Consider the following 18,174-nt stretch of genomic DNA (forward strand, 5'->3'; position numbering starts at 1 on the left):
TGGCGCTGTCGATCTGCTTGAGGTTGGCGATGCAGCTCTTGGCGCGGGACGATTCACGAGCCTGGACGAAGCTGGGGATGGCGACCGCCAGCAGGATGCCGATGATCAGGACGACGATCATGATCTCAACCAGCGTAAAGCCGGATTTCTTGTTACGGAACACTTTCATACTCACTCCTTGTGTTTCCGTCCCGCATAAATATGCTGCGCGGCACGGTTCCTATTCGATACTTTAATATCGGGCGGACCGGTCGTCGGGATTAGAGCGGAGCGCCCTGCACAAATACCTGATTATCGCTTTGGGACCGAAATCGATCGCCGCTGGAGTTCGCATTATCAAAGGAGTAAGCGGGCAAGCAAAATATCGCGACGATCCTTTGATTTTTACTTGACTTTCCCAATAGAGTTATGTAATACTAGCCCTACACCGGCGGGGGCTCTCCCCGCACAAACCGTTCCAACGATGGAGCGTTTTGCCTTTCTTTCGTTTCGCTTCCAACGCAATGACTGCGTTACCCTTTCTCTGCCAATGAGGTTAGCTCGACAGTGCTGTCAATGAAGAGACACCGCTGTGCGACGCTAACCTTTTTTGTCGTCTCAGGCCACACCCCGAACGCACGCCCAGCGTCGTTCTCCGGCTATCGAGACAAGGAGATTTGGGACCTTCCACCTTATGGAACACGCGAAAGTTATTGTTGCTGACGACGACCCGATTACGCGGATGGACCTGCGAGTCACATTAGAAGAGTTAGGGCTCATGGTGCTGGGAGAGGCCGAAGACGGCCGTCAGGCCGTTGACTTGGTGCGCGCTCTGCGCCCGGACCTTGCAATTTTAGATGTCATGATGCCTCAGATGGATGGACTGGAGGCGGCGAGGATCATCCGGGCTGAAGATCTTGCTCCCGTAATGCTTTTGACAGGATACGCCGAGGAAGACATGGTGAGTAAGGCCGATTCCGCCGGTGTGCTCGCCTATGTACGCAAGCCGTTCCGCAAGGAGGACTTGATGCCGGCGATCGCCATTACGCTTGGGCGTTATCGCGAGCGCCACAGCCTGGAGCAGGAAATCGAAGCTCTCAAAGAGAAGATGGAATCCCGCAAGGTTGTCGGACGCGCCAAGGCGATTCTCATGGAACGCTATAATTTGACTGAGCGCGAAGCATTCCACCGGATCCAGAACAAAAGCCAGATGCTGCAGAAGCCACCCCATGAAATCGCCAAGGCCATCATTACGGCAAGCGAGTTGGGCGTTTAGAGATTTTCACACTGTATGGATCGCATTGGGGCTACGGATGGCCCGAGGGACACGGCGACTGTGCCGGTCATCATGTTAACCACTATTGTCACCGTCTCGACGCAAAAAAACGTTTGGCGTTGGGGAGACAACCAGAAAGGAGGTCTTACTGTAAGCGCGGCGGCCGCTGCGGCCGTACCCGCGATATCAGTTCCGTGACGAGAGGTGGTCCTTATCGCGGAGCGCCAAGGAAGGCGTTCCATGCCGTAGTAACGCAACGTCCGCGTTTTCGTCGCACCCCTGAGGCGAGCTCGCGCCGCGCATAGCACGGCCTTATGACCCGGCCTCATTAGTGACCCGCTGCAATTCCGGGTGGGCGCCCTGCATAGCAAGAGTGTTTGACGCTCGAAATATATTTCATTACGTCCCAGGAGGATTTGCACTTGCGTACGAACCTTATCGATTTGAAGAAGTTCTCGACGGCCGCCGCAGTTTTGCTGGCTGTCGGTATGACGGTCGCGCCAGGCATGGCGCAGACCCCGCCGACCGCCCCGCCGGCCTCCCCCGACACCACGGCTCCTGCTCCCGAGCAAGCGCCGGACGGCCCCGCCGCTCCGAACTACGAAATCCAGTACAACGGCTTGGTGGATGGCTACCTACAGTATCAGTTCAACAACCCGAAGGATTCGCAGACGCTCACGGGACGTGTCTATGACGTTCGCCACCTGACTCCTGCGCTTGCGCTCGCCGAGCTCAACGTGTTCAAGAACGCGAAGCCGGGCGGACTGGGCTTCAAGGCCACGCTGATCGCCGGCGATACCGCCGACATCAACCATGGCGGCCTCGGCGTGGGCGGAACCGGCGAAGGCCGATGGAAGAATGTCCAGCAGCTTTACGGCACCTATGCCTTTGCGGGCGCCGGCGGCGGCGTCGATTTCGGCAAGTTCTACACGCCGTACGGTTATGAGGTGACGGAGAGCAATGCGAACTATAACTACTCGCGCTCCGATGTCTTCGGTCTGCTGCCGTTCTACCACTTCGGCGTTCGCGCTTACACCCCGACCAAGAACGGCTTGACCTTCACCGGCTATATCGTCAGCGCCATCATTGACACGCCCGATGCAGGCGTTCAGGATGACAACAAAGAGCCGTCGTTCATCGGACAGGTGAACTACACCGATCCAGGCGGCAAGTTCGTCGTGATCGAAACACTCGGCGGCGGCAACGAGAAGCCCTTCGGCGTCACGACGAAAGCCCTTCTGAGCGACACGGACTTCACCTACAACGTCACATCCTCTTCTCTGGTCGGCTTCAACTACTTCTATGCGAAGTACAATCCGGACGGCGCTGACAACGACACCACCCAGAACGGCTACGCGGTCTACTTCAAGCAGACCCTGACGCCAAAGACGGGCTTTGCGCTGCGCGTTTCCGGTTTTGATTCCAAGACCCAGGGCGCTCCGAAAGTTAAGCCGTACGAAGTCACGGCCACCTACGAGTACAAGGCTGCGGCGAACTTCCTGACCCGCGCTGAGTTCCGGCACGATCACTCGAACATCGCCAACACGTTCCTTGACGGCGACGGCGTTGGATCGAAGAAAGAGCAGGACACGTTCAGCGTCTCCGGCGTCTTCACGTTCTAATCGCACAATTCGTCAAATCGTATCTCCGCCGGCAAACAAGGATGGATGCCGGCGGAGATTTTTTCATCAGGGGGACTTTATGCTTAGTCGCTTTAATGGACTGCGCGCCGCCTGCCGCGTACTCCTCTTCGCCATCTTCCTCTGCTGCTCACTTACTTTTAGCGTTGCCGTTCATTCCAGTTTTGCCCAGGGTGTGGGCGACCCTTCGGGGACCAAGACCGGGACCGCAGTCGACGCTTCAGCGGCGGACGGCCCAGTGTTTAAGAGCCAGGAAGACGTCGATTCGGTGCGGGTCAATGTGCCTACCATCGCGACACTCGCGGATAGCGCCGGACATACTCGTGTCGCCGTCAATATCGTCTTCACCCTGCTGACCGGCTTTCTCGTCATGTTTATGCAGGCGGGATTTGCAATGGTGGAAACTGGTTTCTGCCGCGCAAAGAACGCCGCGCACGTTATGATGACGAATCTCATGATCTATCCGATCGGCGTACTCGGCTACTGGATTTGCGGGTTTGCGATCATGTTCGGCAGTGTTGGCGCCGTAGGATCGCTTGGAGGAACACCGGCGCTGACCGGCGCTGAATTTAAAATCGGCGATATCGGCCTCTGGGGAACACATGGAGCGTTCCTTTCCGGCAACTTCTACGATGTGGGCGTTTTCACGCTGTTTCTCTTTGAAGTCGTATTTATGAGCGCCGCTGTGATTATTCCTACGGGCGCCATGGCGGAACGATGGAAGTTCAATTCCTTCGTTATCTATGGCTTCTTCGCTTCCATGGTTCTGTATCCGATCTACGGCCACCAGATTTGGGGTGGAGGATGGCTCTCGCAGCTTGGTCACCTTTACCATCTCGGCCACGGGGCGGTCGACTTCGCCGGTTCGGGCGTGGTGCATAGCATCGGCGGCTGGACGGCTCTGGCGGGCGCGCTGGTCCTTGGACCTCGCATCGGAAAATTCACGAACGGTAAAGCGAACCCGATGCCCGGACACGATATTCCGATGGCTCTGCTTGGAACGTTCATTCTTGCCTTCGGCTGGTTTGGATTCAATCCGGGCTCGACGCTGGGAATGGCGGGCGCCGGCGGCATGCGCGCCGCGATCATCGCCGTCAACACCATGTTGGCGTCTGCGGCCGGAGCATTCGCCGCGTTCCTGATCTGGAAGGCGATGTTCAAAAAGCCCGATCCGGGCATGGCGGCGAACGGCATGCTTGCCGGCCTGGTCGCGATTACCGCTCCCTGCGCCTATGTGACGTCCGGTTTCGCGGTCCTGATCGGCGCGATCGCCGGCGGCTTGGTCTGCTGGGGCGTCATCATGATTGAAAAGAACGGCATCGACGATCCCGTCGGCGCGTTCTCGGTCCACGGGATTAACGGAATCTGGGGCGTCCTTGCGGTCGGTTTATTCGCCGACGGCACCTACGGCGACGGCGCGAACGGCGTGCCAGGTAACGTCTATGGCCTGATCTACGGACATGGCGGCGGCCTGCAGCTTGTCGCTCAGATCATCAGTATTGTTGTGTGCGCGGCCTGGGCCTTTGGGATTTCGACCCTCTTCTTCCGCGTTCAAAACGCGCTTACTCCGGGCGGGATCCGTTCGCCGCGTGAAGACGAATTGTCTGGTCTGGATATGCCTGAGTTCGGCGCCTACGCTTATCCGGAGTTCCAGCTTCGCAGCGAAGTGCGCGAATCCGCATTGATCGATTAACATTCTTCTCTGATTTTCCCTATTGATACGGGCTGAGACCCTCTCTCAGCCCGACTTTTCATAAATCTTCGCTCCAGCATCATGTTTTCCATCAAATTTGAGTATAATAACTTCAGCATCTTTTGATAGTAATTTCATTGCTCTGCGACGTTGCAGTTTCTCTTTTGTCCATTGTTTCGGAAACGGCGTGGTGTTCCGAACAGCCGGCAGTCACTAAAGTCCTTAGGAGATCACTTCTAACGGCTTAGGACTCGCCATTCGAGGTTTCGAGAGATCTGTACGCCCGGAGGTACCAGAAATTGCCTATCAGCGGAAGTTCCTATTACGACGAAAACAAGGAAAACGGCGGAAAGAAGAAGCCGTTCTTCCGAGCATATTTAGATGCGCTGAAGGCCGGCAAGCGAGCGCTGGACGCTGCAGCTTCCGATACATCCGCACCTGCGGTTTCGCCCCCTTTGCAGGCCTCGCCTGTTCCCATTGCTCCCCCGGTCACATATGCTGCAGCGCCTGTAGAACCACAAGCGATTGCTGCGCCGACAGTCGCCGCCGCTCCACCGGAAGCGATCATCGCCGCCGCGCCGGCCGCTCCACGCGCCGCCCGTCGCCCCGCCAAGCGCCGGCGTTCGACATCCGATTCCACGGAAATGACTGTTGCCACGAGTGCATCGATGGATGTCATGATGCAGCACATCCTGGAGCTGGCGCAGAAAGTGGAAGCGGCCGCGAGCAAGGTTGAAGCAGTGGCGGATAAAGCGGACGCCTCCGCGCGGCCTGCGGCGGAAGACGGCGTGATGGTCACGACGCGAACCAACTTTTCTCGTCCGGCACCTCAGCCGTTTGGCGCGCACACAGGGGCGGCCCATGCGGCGGAAGCTTCCGCCGTTCCTCCGGTCATTTCCGATCCCGTCATGCGTCCCTCCATGCCGATGGCGCAGCCTTCTCTGCGGAACAGCGAAGTCGAGACCTACGGCCGGGATGCGGCGGCGTCTGGTCTTGTGTCTCTCGACGAGATGTCGATTCCTAAGGTTGCTCCGTTTATCCTGGATGAAGCAAAGGCCGCGCCGACACAGCCGATTCCCGAACTGCGCAAGGTAGACAGCGTCGTTCCTGACCTGCATCTCACGAAAACTCAGGGGGAGCCGCGTCCCCAAGGCGCTCCCATCGTGCTGCGGCCGCAGAAGAAAGACTCCCGCGCGGTCAACGAAGGCCGCTGATGCGTATTGCGCATACCTAAACCTAGCCATGGCGGGGATCCTGACGATGCGCGGCCCGGCCCTCCCAAAAGGAGAGGCCGGGCCGTTTCCTTGCATTTCCGTGGCTTCTCTGTTCGTTCTCCAATATTGACGCCAGGGAATTTGCGCGGATCCCACCGTTTTGTGCTACGATATCACTATGTCCGAAAGCGAACATGATCTCGCGAACCGCGTGAAGCAAGCCCGGCCGCTGCTGTGGTCTCCCGTTCCAGAACCGGAGACGGCGCCGCCCGCGGCTATGCCCCCTCCACCGAAGCATCGGACCAAGACATCCTCCGCTCCGCCCCTCACTCTTGTCTCCGGCAGCAAGGCGTCCGCGCCATCCGATCCCGCCGATCCTCCCACGCTTTCGCTCAATCGCTATAGTCCAACCATCAAGGAACTGCCGACGGATGAGCGTCCTCGCGAGCGATTGGCGAAGTACGGCGCGCACGCTCTCTCCACGGCGGAACTCATCGGCGTCCTCATCCGCACAGGCAACGCCGAGCGCAGCGCCGTTTCTCTGGGAGAGTTCCTGCTCGCGGAGTTCGGCAACGTCAAAGGGATCGCCAGCGCGACTCTGGATCAGCTCGCGTCCGTCAAAGGACTCGGGCTTGCAAAGGCCGCCGAAATCCAGGCCGCCATCGAATTCGGGCACCGCCTCGCCCTGTTCACCGACGATGACCGCCCCGCGATCGGCGGCCCGCAAGACGTCGCCAACCTCATCATGCCCGAGCTACGTTACATCAAAAAAGAGACACTCAAATCGCTGCTCCTCGATACCAAAAACCGGGTCATCGGCATCAAAACCGTCTCCATCGGCGATTTGTCCTCCTCGATCGTACACCCCCGAGAAGTCTTCAAAGACGCGGTAACAGCCTCCGCCGCCAGCATCATCGTCGCGCATAACCATCCGTCTGGAGACCCCACGCCCAGCCGCGAAGACGTAGCCGTCACGAAGCGCCTGATGGAGGCGGGGGAGATCATGGGCATCGAGCTGCTGGATCACATCGTAGTCGGTGATGGAAATTTTGTGAGCTTGAAGGAGAAGGGATTGATATAGGTCGTACTCAATGCTTGGGAGAAACGATTCCAATAACAATCTTGGAGGCCTGAATGAAAACAATGCGGTTTACACTGAACTCTTGCATGCTCTTCGTGCTGTTATTCCTTGCGGTTTTGCCAGCTGGCGCGAAAGACGGAAACGCAGCCCCGCCAGCCCCGCAAACCTACGAAATGTCTCTGGTGCGCATCGGAGAGACCACACCCGTGGAATACATTTTTGTCATTGCCAATGCGGTCGGATTTAAAACGGTCACGACATTGAAGCATTTCATCGGCAATCTCGACGCAGATTCTATTCTTAAGTGGAGCCCGGGATGCACTCGCTTTGGGGATGAGCCGCTGCTCTCATCGGAAGCCGATATGAATGACTTCAAAGCGTTTTGTGCGAGTAAGCATGTGAAATTCATTCTTGTGCCGTCCGGATAAGCTGACGACAGTTTCAATCGGTGATCAAACAGGCCCGGTCTACGCTCGTAGATCGGGCCTGTTTGCGTTTAGCTTCCTATGCGCGGATCTTTTTACGAGACCATAGGGGCAGCCGCTCGTTTGGACAAGTATCGTCCGGTCAGGGTATCGCTTGTGGCGAGATCGGCCGGCGCGCCCTCGAACTGTACGGCGCCGCCGTCGTGCCCGGCGCCAGGCCCCAGATCGATGACCCAGTCCGCGCGGGAAATCACGTCCAGATTGTGCTCGATGACGATGACTGAGGACCCGGTGTCGACAAGTCGATCGAACAGCCCGATCAGGGTGTCCACATCGTTCATGTGTAGTCCTGTTGTGGGTTCATCGAGCACATAGATATGACCTTTTTTGCCCAGTTCGGCGGCGAGCTTGAGCCGCTGGCGTTCGCCGCCGGACAGGGTGGAGAGCGGCTGCCCCAGGGTCAGATACCCTAGCCCCACGTCGTCGAGCCCCCGCAGGATCTTGGCGATGGCCGGCTCGGTGAAAAAATCAACCGCGTCCGCAACGCTCATCTCATAAACGTCGCTAATCGATTTACCGCGCAGCCGGTGCTCCAGCACTTCGGGCAGGAAGCGCTTGCCCTCGCAAGTCTCACAGATGGTGACCATGGGGTCAAGATGGGCGAGGTCAGTGTAGATGACGCCAAGGCCATTGCAGTCCGCGCACGCCCCCTTGGAATTGGCGGAGAACAGCGCCGCTTCGACCCCGTTGGCCTTGGCGAAGGCCTTGCGCACATTGTCGAGAATGCCGGTATAGGTCGCCGTGTTGGATCGGCGTGAGCCGCGCGACAGGTTCTGATCGATGATGATGGTTTCCGGATAGGCCAGAGGCAGGCAGCCCTGAATGAGCGATGATTTCCCTGAGCCGGCGACGCCCGAAACGGCCGTCAGCACCCCCATGGGAATGGTGATCGATACATCCTTGAGATTGTTGAGCTTAGCGTGCGCGATCTTGAGTTCGCCAGTGGGTTTACGTACCTTGTCCTTGATTGGCTGATGCTTTTTAATATGGTTGCCGGTCAGCGTCCCCGATGTCAAAAGCCCCGCGAAATCGCCTTCGTAAACCACTTCGCCGCCCTTGCCGCCGGCAAAAGGCCCCATGTCCACCACATGGTCGGCAATGGCCATCATGTCCGGCTTATGCTCGACGATCAGGACCGTGTTGCCCTTGTCGCGCAGCTGCTTCATTAAGCCGGCCAGCCGTCCCACATCGTGGGGATGCAGCCCCACCGAGGGCTCATCGAAGACATAGGTCATATCGGTCAGCGAGGAACCGAGGTGGCGCACCATCTTGACCCTCTGGCTCTCCCCACCCGACAGGCTTGAGCTTTCCCGGTCCAGGCTGAGATAGCCCAGCCCAATTGTGTCGAGGTTTTCCAGCCGCGAAGCCAAGGCCGCCAGCATCGGCCCTACCTGAGGCGATTCAATGGCGCGCACCAGCGCGGCGAGATCACTTACCTGCATGGACGAAAGTTCGGCGATATTTTTGCCGGAGATTCGGCTTGCCAGCGCCTCCGCCTTGAGCCGAGCGCCATTGCAGGCGGGGCAGATTTTGCGGGTGAAGACCCGGTCATATTCGGCCCGGACATGTGGCTGCATCGTCTCCGGGTCCTTGCTGCCCAGCGAGCGCTTGAGTTTGGGGATAACGCCCTCATAGGTCAGGTTGATCTTGTCGACCTTGACCTTGCGCCCGTCATCGAGATCGAAGAGGTTGGCGCGTTCCTCAGGCGAAAAGTCGCGGATTGGCTTGTCGACATCGAACATTCCGGAGCGGAAATAAGGGGCGCACCACCAGCTATCGACCTCAAATCCCTTGCAGAGCAGCGCCCCCTGGCTGAGCGATTTGCTCTCGTCCACGACGGCGGCCATATCCATCGCCGACACCTGACCGATGCCTTCGCAGTCCGGGCACATGCCGCGAGGGTCGTTGTAGGAATAGTAGCCCGGCGCAGGCAGACGCGGCTCGCCCAGCCTGGAAAAAAGCACACGGAGCATCTGCGCAGTGTCGGTCACCGTCGCCACGGTCGAGCGCGGATTGCCGCCCAGCCTTTGCTGGTCCACGATGATGGCCGCCGAGATGTTTTCCAGCAGATCGGCGTCCGGCTGGCCATAGTGGGGCATGAATTGCTGCACGAAGGCCGGATAGGTTTCGTTGATCAGCCGCTGGCTTTCCGCCGCGATGGTGCTGAAAACCAGGGAAGACTTCCCTGAGCCTGACACCCCGGTAAACACAGTGATTCGACGCTTGGGAATATCGAGTGAAATGTTTTTAAGATTGTTCTCTCGGGCTCCACGGATAGTGATCGAACCGTAATCGGGATAGGTCATCGGCTGGTCCTGTTTCTTCGTGCTAATCGAGCTTAGGACCTATTCAAAAACAACCGCTTCAACTTTGTCTCCTCCTGAGATGGAACAGGCAGTATAAATCGAAGCGGTTATTTTAGAGTAAGTCCTTAGCGACAACCTTTTCTAGTTTAGCAAAGTACTGCCGCCAGCCACCCTGGGCGCCCTGGTAGTACTGCGGCTGATTCGATGGAAATCCCGACTGCTGCATACGCACATGTGTCCCAGTCTTCGTCGGAGTGAGAGTCCAGGTGACGACAGTCTTGAGACCATAGGCCGCCCACGTATACGAGAGCGTTTTGTTCGGTTTGACTGCCAGGACTTGACCGTCCACAACGCCCCAGTCGGCCCGGAAGTGGAACTTGTGCCCCACAACCGGCTTGAAGTCGTTCTTGGTCAGCCACTTTTCAATCAATGGGCTTTGCGTGAGCGCCTGCCAGACATTATCGACAGGCTGCGCCATTTCCTTCTCAACAGTCAGCGTTTTCGCGCCATTTTTTTGCTTGACTGCCGTTTTGGCGGCCGGCTTCGGCGCCGCCGCCAGAGAGCCAGACGGAATCGCGGCCAAAGCGTAGCCGGCGGCGGCGAGAGTAATCAGAGTTCGCTTCATTTCGGGATCATCCTCTTCAATAGGGGTTCTAGGACGCGGCTAATTTTGTGACAAATCCCGTCCCACAGTCCCACAGCTAAAGCAGTGGTCTAGTCAGGGGTAAGTCCGCTAAAGCGGACTGCCGGATTTCGGATTGCTGCGAACGCTTATCGTCTCAGGTCCTAATCTGACAGCCTGCTTCAGCTGGCTTACCCCTGACTAGACCACTGCTTTAGCTGTGGGAACTGGGCTTCTCATGCGCCGGCGTCAGTCGATTCGCGTCAATACCTGCTCCAGATTTGCAAAGAACTGCCCCCAGCCGTACTGGGCGCCCTGGTAGGCCTGCTCCTGATCCGGCCGGAATCCCGACTGCTCCATGCGCAGATGCGTTCCCGTGCTTGTGGGGGTGAGCGTCCACCGGACGATACTTTCCAGGCCATACGCCGCCCACGTGTAGGAGAGTGTTGTCTTTGGCTCAACTGTCACGACCTGGCAGTCGACAGAGCCCCAGTCCGCGCTAAGACTGAACTTGTGCCCCACGACCGGCTGGAAGTCGTTCTTCATCAGCCATTCTTCCATGAGCTGGCCCTGCGTGAGTGCCCGCCAGACTTTTTCGAGAGAATGCGGCATCTCTCGCTCGACAATTACGGACCGGGTATCGTTAGTTTGCATCATGGATCCATCCTCTCCAGTAGGGTTTCTAAACTGTCAAATCGGTTATGCCAGAAGGTCGAATAAACACTCATCCAATCAACCAGCGGCGCCAGCGCTTTCGGCTCGGCGCTGTAATACGTCTCACGTCCGTCCCGCCGGCCTCGCACCAGTCCGGCGAGTTTGAGCGCGCTGAGGTGCTTTGAAACGGCGGGCTGCGATACGCCGGACGGATCCGTGAGGGCATGCACCGTCAATTCCCCATCTCTGCTCAAGCGCTCGAAAATGGCGCGCCGGGTGGGGTCAGACAAGGCTTTCAGAACGGCTGTCGGTTCGGCGTGCATTGCAGATCCTCGCCTATGCATACTTCGTTTCGAGTTCTGTGAAAGTAAGTGGTTAGCATGAATTAATTATAACCAAATGGTTATGAATTGTCAAGAATATTTCTCAAAGCATCTTCTCGTAGCAATAGAACGGCAGTTCTTTGCCGCGGAAAGACATTTCGCCGACATAGGTGTAGCCTCGGCGTGTTAAGAACGCCTGCATGGGTTTGTTGGTGGAGTAGGTATCGACGCGGAGGTGGTCGTGGCCTGAGGCGCGCGCGAGATCGCAGACGCTTTGCTCTAGGAAAGAGGCGAGGCCGGCGCCGCGACGCTTGCTGCTGACGGCGAGGCGGTGGACGACCATCGGGGGCGTGGCGCGGCTCCATGGGAGACCGGCGTATTCCTCCGGCTGCTCTTCGTCGGCAGTCACGAACGCTGCAGCAGATCCATCCATTTCGACCACATAGAGAGCAGCATTTGAAATATCTCGCTGGAAGCGCTCGGGATTGGGATAATGCGCATCCCATTGGAGGTTGCCGTAAACGCGCATTTCCTTGACCGTCTCAGCGACAATCGCCATGACTTGGCCTAGGTCCTGTTCCACAGCTTTTCGAAAAAGCATAATTTCGTTCTCCTATCCTATTATACATGACGGGAGATCGGCAACAGGCCCCACGCGGATGCGCGCGTGGGGCCAATGGAAAGCGAGGGATTATGGTGCGGAGCGGCTGGCGATTTTGGAGCTTGTGAGATTGAATGATGCTGACGATGTTGCAGGCCTCGGGTTGTCCAGTCAGCGGATCGTTGAACATCATTTACTGGTTAACTGCTAGCAAAACTTATGATGAACATTATACCGAGGCGCATTGAGCTTGTTAACAGTAATGGTAGATTTTTTTAGAAAGAAACAATATTCGAACAAATGGTCGGAACAATTTGGAATGACACAACGTCTTACTTGATGTGATCTCCTTATCTTTCCATCCTCGATGTGGTGGAGGCCGCCGGCGCTAGGGCTTGTCCGGCGGCTCTTTTTTGTCTTATTCCAGTTGATTAAATTATTCTAATTACTCTTTCGCGGGCTCCGCCGGTTTTGCGGCGGCTTCCGCGGCCTTCGCGGCGGCTTCGGCCGCCTTCTTCTCTTCGTCCGCCTTGCGCGCGGCTTCCTCAGCCGCGAGGATCGTCGAGACTTCTCTGCTCAGCACTTCCTTGGCGGCCTGGAGCTCTGCGGGGCTGTCGCCGACGATGCGGTCCAGGATCCGGCCGGTCTTCCCTGAAATGATATAAAGGCTCGGGATGTGCGAGATGCCCCAGCTGCGCGTCTGGTAGAAATCGTAGTCCACCAGCAGCGAGACTTTGTCGATGCCGTTGGCGTCGGCAAACTGCTTGATCGCCTCGCGGTCGCCGGTGGCGACACCCAGGGCCGACCATTTGCTCGCCTCAATTTCGCCGGTCCAGCTTTGAACGGTCTTCAGCACGTTCACGGACGCTGCGGTTTCGGGGGAGAAGAAAACGACAGCCAGCAGGCCCTTGGGGCGCAGCTTGGCGGTGTAGATGTAACCGCCCTTGATGTCGCAGAGACCGAAGTCGGAGACGATCTTCCCGGCTCCCGTGGATGTCCCCCCATAAAATCTATTCGTGACCGGCATACTAATGCACTCTCCTGGAAATCTTGTTGTCGCGCTGGACGTTTTACCGCACGATTTTACCCGAAATCCGCGCCGGTTCGCTATCGTCCGCGATTTCGCCGGGAAGCGGGGGGCAAGATCAAGAAGAGCGCAGGCTCAGTCGACGCGCGCCAGCGTTGTTCCGGCGGGAGTGATCCGGACCGGGAGTTCCTGGCCGACTGGAGGGGAAATCACCCCATTGATCTGCCTATGAAGTAGCGTAACCGCCGCATCCGCTAATCCCGTGATGTCCACTTCCACGGACGAAAGAACGTGTCGCGCCTGCGCCGGCCAGCGCAAGCCATCGTAACTGATCAGCGACAATTGATCGGGGACGACGATCCCCATGCGCTCACAATGTTCGAGAACCTGATATCCCAAACGATCGTGCCAGCAGAAGAGGGCAGTTGGCGGCGCCGGCTCGGCCATTAAGAAGCGCAGGGCCTGCTCGGCGTCCTCGTATTTGTTGTCGTCGCTATGGATGACCCAGCGGTCTGGGATGGGAACGCCGCGCTCGGCGAGCAAATGTCTAAGCAGGCCGATGCGCAGATCGGCGTCGCGGTTGCCGCGCGGCGTGTTGCCGAGAGCCGCGATCCTGCGATGTCCCAGCGCCACGAGTTGATCCGCGACTTGAGTGAGGCCGCTGAGATGATCTTCCTTGACATAGGAAAGCGCATTGCTCGTATCGGTGCAGTTCACCAGCACTACCGGCAGCCGCGAATTGCGCAGATAGGGCAGGAGTGGGTCGTCGGGCTCGGCGGCGAACAGCAAAACCCCGTCGCAGCGACCGCCGTTCAAATGCCGATATGTATCTTCCACGGATCGCTCAAAAACACAGTAGATCAGAATATCGTAGCCAAGACGTCCGCCTGCCTGCTCGATCGCCGTCGTCAGGCGATCCATATAAAGATCGTCGGGGCTGCGCGTGCGAAATCCATTGAAGAACGTCAGGGTATGTGTACGGCCCTGCTGCAGCGATTGCACGAGCAAGTTTGGGGAGTAATCGAGATCCGCCGCCACCTTGCGGACACGGGCCACCACGTCGTCGGAAAGCCGCCGCTGTTTGGCCTTGTCGCTGAGCACGAGCGACGCCGTGCTGACAGAGACCCCAGCCTGAATCGCGATGTCGCTCAGGGTGGGCCGACCAGAAGATTTATACATTCTTTTTTGCATTGGCGTCTTGCTCAACTATTTGACCTTTCTTCCATTCTAACAAACGTTCGTGTCGGTGTCAAGTCCGATCCTGCTGAAATCCGTCAAAAATATTTAAGAAAAAGTTGTGCTCAAGTACTTGACAGGATAAGAATGCTATGATACCATTGGTCATTGCTCAAGTACTTGATCTTGTCTGTACTGCGATTTCAAAGGAGATATCATCATGATCATCGAACACACGCCTCGCAAAGGCAACAGCGGCTTTACACTAATTGAGCTTCTCGTAGTCATTGCCATTATCGCAATACTTGCTTCCATTCTGTTCCCGGTCTTCGCCAAGGTCCGCGAGAAAGCCCGACAGACGAGTTGCGCTTCTAATCTGAAGCAGCTTGGCCTGGGCATTATGCAATACAATCAGGACAATGATGAAACTAATCCGTACGCTTTCGGCAACGATAAGCATCCGGATGCGACATGGTGCTCGCAGATCATGCCGTATGTGAAGAGTGTCGGCGTCTTCGCCTGCCCGGACGACACGTACAGCCGGGGCGCGACCGACTTAGACGCTTTTTATAACCCTATTGCCGGCCAGGCGCCGCAGATCACATCTTACAGCATCACGCTCGGCTGGGGCGACTGGGGCGGCGATTGGAGCGCATCCAACACCAAGCTCGCCGGCATTACTTCCCCGGCGACGACCATCGTGCTGTCCGAGCGCTGGAATGCTTACCATTTCGTCAAAGTTGACTGGGCGCAGGACAACTGGTGCAGTTCCGGCGAATACTTAAATGGTCAGAACGGCGGTCCTGCGGCGGCCACGGGGCACAGCGGCGGCTCGAACTATGCGTTCTGCGATGGACATGTGAAGTGGCTGCGATACGAGCAGACCATCGCGCAGCAGGGGAGCGAAAAGCTCGCCACCGATCCTACCTATCCCGGATGGATGCAGAAGTGTCCGCAGTCGCCCAAAAACTCGGCCGATGCGCCTTACTACGGCATGTGGACAACCAAGCAGGATTAGAAATATGAGTAAGGAGAAACAAATGGCGAAAAAAGAAATTAATCCGCTGTTCGTCATTGGAGCGATTGTCATGGTTATTGGCTTTGTCGGGTATATTGGCTGGAAAGCCGTGAGCCCGCCGCAGCCGCCGGCCGGCAGCTATACGCCCGGCGTACCGCCTTGGATGGATAAAAACTCCGCAAGCTACAATAAACCGCCCGGCGCGCCCGCTGCTCCTGGAACCGCTGCGCCCGGCGGTTAGATGAGGCCATCGACATACGCGTTGATGGCCCGACCGCTGGCGGCAATGGAGACGCAGATGCTTCGATGCGTACAAATGATGGGCCTGGCGGCGGCGCTGCTAGCGGCTATGACAATTACTGTTCCCGCGCACGCCGATGATACAACGACGGTGAACCCCGCGACATCGTGGGGAACCTGGCGAGGGTGGGGCAGTTCTCTGGCCTGGTGGGCGAACCAGTTCGGAAGCCGTGACGACATGGCGGACATGCTTTACACGCTGAACACCGTTTCGTTCACCAGCAATCAAGGCACGCAGTCGCTGCCGGGCTTAGGCTTCAATGTCGTTCGCTACAATGTGGGAGGTACGGGGACGCAGCCGATCAACGGCGGCGTCTCCTTACCTAATAATCCCTCAACCCTGCCGCCGTTCAAGATGATCCCCACATACTGGCTGGACTGGTCCAGCTCAGATCCGACATCGAGCAGCTGGGACTGGACCGCCGACGCCAATCAGCGCGCGATGATGTGGAAGGCGCGCGATCGGGGCGCAAATGTCTTCGAGCTGTTCTCCAATTCGCCGCCCTGGTGGATGTGCTACAACTCCAGCACGACGGGAAGCAACAGCGGGACGGGCGATAACCTTCAGTCGTGGAACTACCAGCAGTTCGCCATCTACATGGCGACGGTCGCCAAATATTCCAAAGACAATTGGGGCGTTAGCTTTACCTCCGTGGAGCCGTTCAACGAATCCAGCGACGGATGGTGGAAATATCCGGGACGTCAAGAGGGATGTCACTTCGATATGTCCACGCAGAACGCCGTGATCGGCTATTTGCGCGCTGAAATGGACAAACGAGGCTTGAACTCCATGCCCATCGCGGCTTCGGATGAGAACACGGTCGATCGCGCAATTAAGTCATGGAATGAATTGACGGCGTCGTCAAAATCAAGCGTCGAGCAAATCAATACCCATGGATATCAAGGCGGGGGCGGTGACAGAGCCGGTCTTTACCGATTGGCGAAAAACAGCCGTAAGGAGCTTTGGAACTCAGAGTACGGCGAAAACGACGCTACTGGCATGTCGATGGCAAGCAATCTGACGCTAGATATGCGCAAGATGCATCCTGTCCTCTGGTGTTACTGGCAGCCGTTTGACGGCGGAGGCTGGGGACTGATCAATTCCAAACCGGGCGACAATTGGGTCGGATTCGCCAATCCGAAATATTATGTGCTCGCGCAGTACACGCGCCACATTCGGCCCGGTATGACCCTCATTGACGGCGGCGAAGACAATACCGTCGCGGCGTACGACGCCGCTAATCACCGCCTCGTACTGGTGACGACGAACTACAAGACGGCCCAATGGATCAATTACGATCTGTCCAAATATCGCGTGGTGAATGGAAATACCGGCGGGAAAGTGGATCGGTGGATGACGCAGACGGGCGGCGGGGATATGTATACGCCTCACGCCGACACGATATTGAACGGCAAGAAGTTCCGATCGTGGTTTCCTACAAATACCGTGCAGACTTTTGTTGTGAATAATATCTATTGAGAATACGCCCTCCGGTCCCACTGGGACCGGAGGGCGTATTCATTTAACGAGCGGAGAATTTGAAGATCGTCGTGTAGCGATATACTTGACCGGGCTTCAGTTTCGTGGTCGGGTAGCTCGGACGGTTGGGAGCATCCGGGTAGTGCTGGGTTTCCAGAGCGAAGCCGTTGCGGTGCTTGTACAGCTTGCCGGCTTTGCCGCTGAACGTGCCGTCCAGGAAGTTGCCGGTGTAGAGCTGAATGCCCGGTTGGTTCGTGAAGACCGACAGGACACGGCCCGATTGCGGCGAGTAGGCGCGCGCCGCCAGGATCATCTGGTGACCGGGCTGGTTCAGGACGTAGTTGTGATCGTAACCAGCGCCGTTTTTGATCTGCTGGTTGTTCGCATCGATCCGCGAGCCGATCCGGGTGGGACGGCGGAAGTCGAACGGAGTGCCGGCAACGGGGGCGGGCGAGCCAAGCGGGATGGATGTCTTGTCAATCGGCAAGTACCGATTGGCGTTGATCATCATGGTCTGACCGAGGATATCTCCGTTGCCCTCACCGTTGAGGTTCCAGTAGGAGTGATTTGTCAAATTGACGATCGTGGTCTTGTTGGTCGTCGCTGTGTAATCGATTTTCAGCGCGTCGTCATTGGTGAGCGTATAGACGACTTTCGTGGTCAGCGTACCCGGAAAGTTCTCCTCGCCATCTTTGCTGACATACGTGAGAGCAAGACCAACGCCGCCGGCGCGGTGGATCGGCTTCGCGGCCCAGATCTTTTTGTCAAAGCCGACCTTGCCGCCGTGCAGATGGTTCACGCCGTTGTTCACCGCGAGCTGGTAAGTCTTGCCGTCCAGCGTGAAGCGCCCTTTGGCGATGCGGTTCGCGTAGCGGCCGACCAGAGCGCCGAAGTACGGCCCAGAATTCTTCACATAGCCGTCGACATTACTGAAGCCGAGAGCAATGTCGCTGAATTTACCTAACCGGTCAGGTGTCTTAACGGATGTCACAATTCCGCCGTAGTTGGTGATCTGCACCTGGACGCCGTGCTTGTTCGTGAGAGTGTAAAGAGTGGCCGCCTTACCGCCGGGGGCCGTTCCGAAAGACTTTTGCGTGATAGTGTCACTGGCGGCGTAGGCGCCGCCGGCGAGCGCGGCGACAAGAGCGAGGCTGTAGAACGATTGTGCGACTGTCTTCATGGTTGAGCGATGTCTCCTGATACGCGGCTGCGCGTTATGTCTCCCCAAACGTTTCACCGGCCCTGATCCGCAAAGCCGATCAAAGATGCTTGGTGAGCGATCCTTGCGATCTATTGTAC

Annotated in this window: 18 protein-coding genes; 9 read left to right on the plus strand and 9 right to left on the minus strand. The window is 57.5% G+C overall.

Going from position 1 to position 18,174, the window contains the following annotated elements:
- The coding region (locus tag ABIZ35_RS15505; protein WP_348220861.1) for a prepilin-type N-terminal cleavage/methylation domain-containing protein at positions 1-169 on the minus strand (169 nt) is incomplete at its 3' end.
- Between the two features lie 504 nt (positions 170-673).
- Here ABIZ35_RS15505 and ABIZ35_RS15510 point away from each other — a divergent pair.
- From ABIZ35_RS15510 to ABIZ35_RS15535, 6 genes are all read left to right on the plus strand, one after another.
- Entirely contained in the window at positions 674-1,255 is a 582-nt protein-coding gene (locus ABIZ35_RS15510) for a response regulator (RefSeq protein ID WP_348220827.1), read from the plus strand.
- Positions 1,256-1,677: 422 nt separating this feature from the next.
- Entirely contained in the window at positions 1,678-2,877 is a 1,200-nt protein-coding gene (locus ABIZ35_RS15515) for an outer membrane beta-barrel protein (protein ID WP_348220828.1), read from the plus strand.
- 79 nt (positions 2,878-2,956) lie between these two features.
- On the plus strand, positions 2,957-4,588 hold the full coding sequence (locus ABIZ35_RS15520) for an ammonium transporter (RefSeq protein WP_348220829.1): 1,632 nt from the start codon (positions 2,957-2,959) through the stop codon (positions 4,586-4,588).
- A gap of 299 nt (positions 4,589-4,887) precedes the next feature.
- Positions 4,888-5,802: a hypothetical protein gene (locus tag ABIZ35_RS15525; RefSeq protein WP_348220830.1), complete on the plus strand. Its 915-nt coding sequence runs from the start codon at positions 4,888-4,890 to the stop codon at positions 5,800-5,802.
- A 412-nt stretch (positions 5,803-6,214) separates the two neighbouring features.
- Complete coding sequence (gene radC / locus ABIZ35_RS15530) at positions 6,215-6,883, plus strand: DNA repair protein RadC (protein WP_348220862.1); 669 nt, start codon at positions 6,215-6,217, stop codon at positions 6,881-6,883.
- 53 nt (positions 6,884-6,936) lie between these two features.
- A complete protein-coding gene (locus ABIZ35_RS15535; RefSeq protein WP_348220831.1) occupies positions 6,937-7,311 on the plus strand; it encodes a hypothetical protein in 375 nt (124 codons plus the stop codon).
- A 92-nt stretch (positions 7,312-7,403) separates the two neighbouring features.
- Here the strand turns inward: ABIZ35_RS15535 and ABIZ35_RS15540 are convergent, their stop codons facing one another.
- The 7 genes from ABIZ35_RS15540 to ABIZ35_RS15570 all read right to left on the minus strand — a co-directional run bounded on the left by ABIZ35_RS15540 (position 7,404) and on the right by ABIZ35_RS15570 (position 14,080).
- A complete protein-coding gene (locus ABIZ35_RS15540; protein WP_348220832.1) occupies positions 7,404-9,674 on the minus strand; it encodes an excinuclease ABC subunit UvrA in 2,271 nt (756 codons plus the stop codon).
- 112 nt (positions 9,675-9,786) lie between these two features.
- Complete coding sequence (locus ABIZ35_RS15545) at positions 9,787-10,152, minus strand: SRPBCC domain-containing protein (RefSeq protein WP_348220863.1); 366 nt, start codon at positions 10,150-10,152, stop codon at positions 9,787-9,789.
- 393 nt (positions 10,153-10,545) lie between these two features.
- Positions 10,546-10,953: an SRPBCC domain-containing protein gene (locus ABIZ35_RS15550; protein WP_348220833.1), complete on the minus strand. Its 408-nt coding sequence runs from the start codon at positions 10,951-10,953 to the stop codon at positions 10,546-10,548.
- Positions 10,950-11,273, minus strand: a complete 324-nt coding sequence (locus tag ABIZ35_RS15555; RefSeq protein ID WP_348220834.1) for a metalloregulator ArsR/SmtB family transcription factor — start codon at positions 11,271-11,273, stop codon at positions 10,950-10,952. Before ABIZ35_RS15555 ends, ABIZ35_RS15550 begins: the two co-directional genes overlap by 4 nt.
- Before the next feature lie 103 nt (positions 11,274-11,376).
- Positions 11,377-11,874, minus strand: a complete 498-nt coding sequence (locus ABIZ35_RS15560; RefSeq protein WP_348220835.1) for a GNAT family N-acetyltransferase — start codon at positions 11,872-11,874, stop codon at positions 11,377-11,379.
- Between the two features lie 445 nt (positions 11,875-12,319).
- Positions 12,320-12,901, minus strand: coding sequence for a hypothetical protein (locus ABIZ35_RS15565; protein ID WP_348220836.1), 582 nt, complete (start codon positions 12,899-12,901; stop codon positions 12,320-12,322).
- Positions 12,902-13,036: 135 nt separating this feature from the next.
- Positions 13,037-14,080, minus strand: a complete 1,044-nt coding sequence (locus ABIZ35_RS15570) for a LacI family DNA-binding transcriptional regulator (protein WP_348220837.1) — start codon at positions 14,078-14,080, stop codon at positions 13,037-13,039.
- Positions 14,081-14,297: 217 nt separating this feature from the next.
- Between ABIZ35_RS15570 and ABIZ35_RS15575 the strand changes: the two genes are divergently transcribed.
- The 3 genes from ABIZ35_RS15575 to ABIZ35_RS15585 are packed head-to-tail and all read left to right on the plus strand — an operon-like array spanning position 14,298 to position 16,875.
- Positions 14,298-15,095: a DUF1559 domain-containing protein gene (locus ABIZ35_RS15575; protein WP_348220838.1), complete on the plus strand. Its 798-nt coding sequence runs from the start codon at positions 14,298-14,300 to the stop codon at positions 15,093-15,095.
- A 22-nt stretch (positions 15,096-15,117) separates the two neighbouring features.
- Complete coding sequence (locus ABIZ35_RS15580; RefSeq protein ID WP_348220839.1) at positions 15,118-15,336, plus strand: hypothetical protein; 219 nt, start codon at positions 15,118-15,120, stop codon at positions 15,334-15,336.
- The gene (locus ABIZ35_RS15585; RefSeq protein WP_348220840.1) at positions 15,337-16,875 is read left to right on the plus strand and encodes a glycoside hydrolase; all 1,539 of its coding nucleotides are present in this window, start codon (positions 15,337-15,339) and stop codon (positions 16,873-16,875) included.
- Positions 16,876-16,918: 43 nt separating this feature from the next.
- Here ABIZ35_RS15585 and ABIZ35_RS15590 read toward each other — a convergent pair whose 3' ends face one another.
- Positions 16,919-18,055: an aldose epimerase family protein gene (locus ABIZ35_RS15590; RefSeq protein ID WP_348220841.1), complete on the minus strand. Its 1,137-nt coding sequence runs from the start codon at positions 18,053-18,055 to the stop codon at positions 16,919-16,921.
- Positions 18,056-18,174: the final 119 nt, after the last annotated feature.

It is taken from the genome of Capsulimonas sp., from assembly GCF_039929585.1.
In the GTDB taxonomy this organism is placed as follows: domain Bacteria; phylum Armatimonadota; class Armatimonadia; order Armatimonadales; family Capsulimonadaceae; genus Capsulimonas.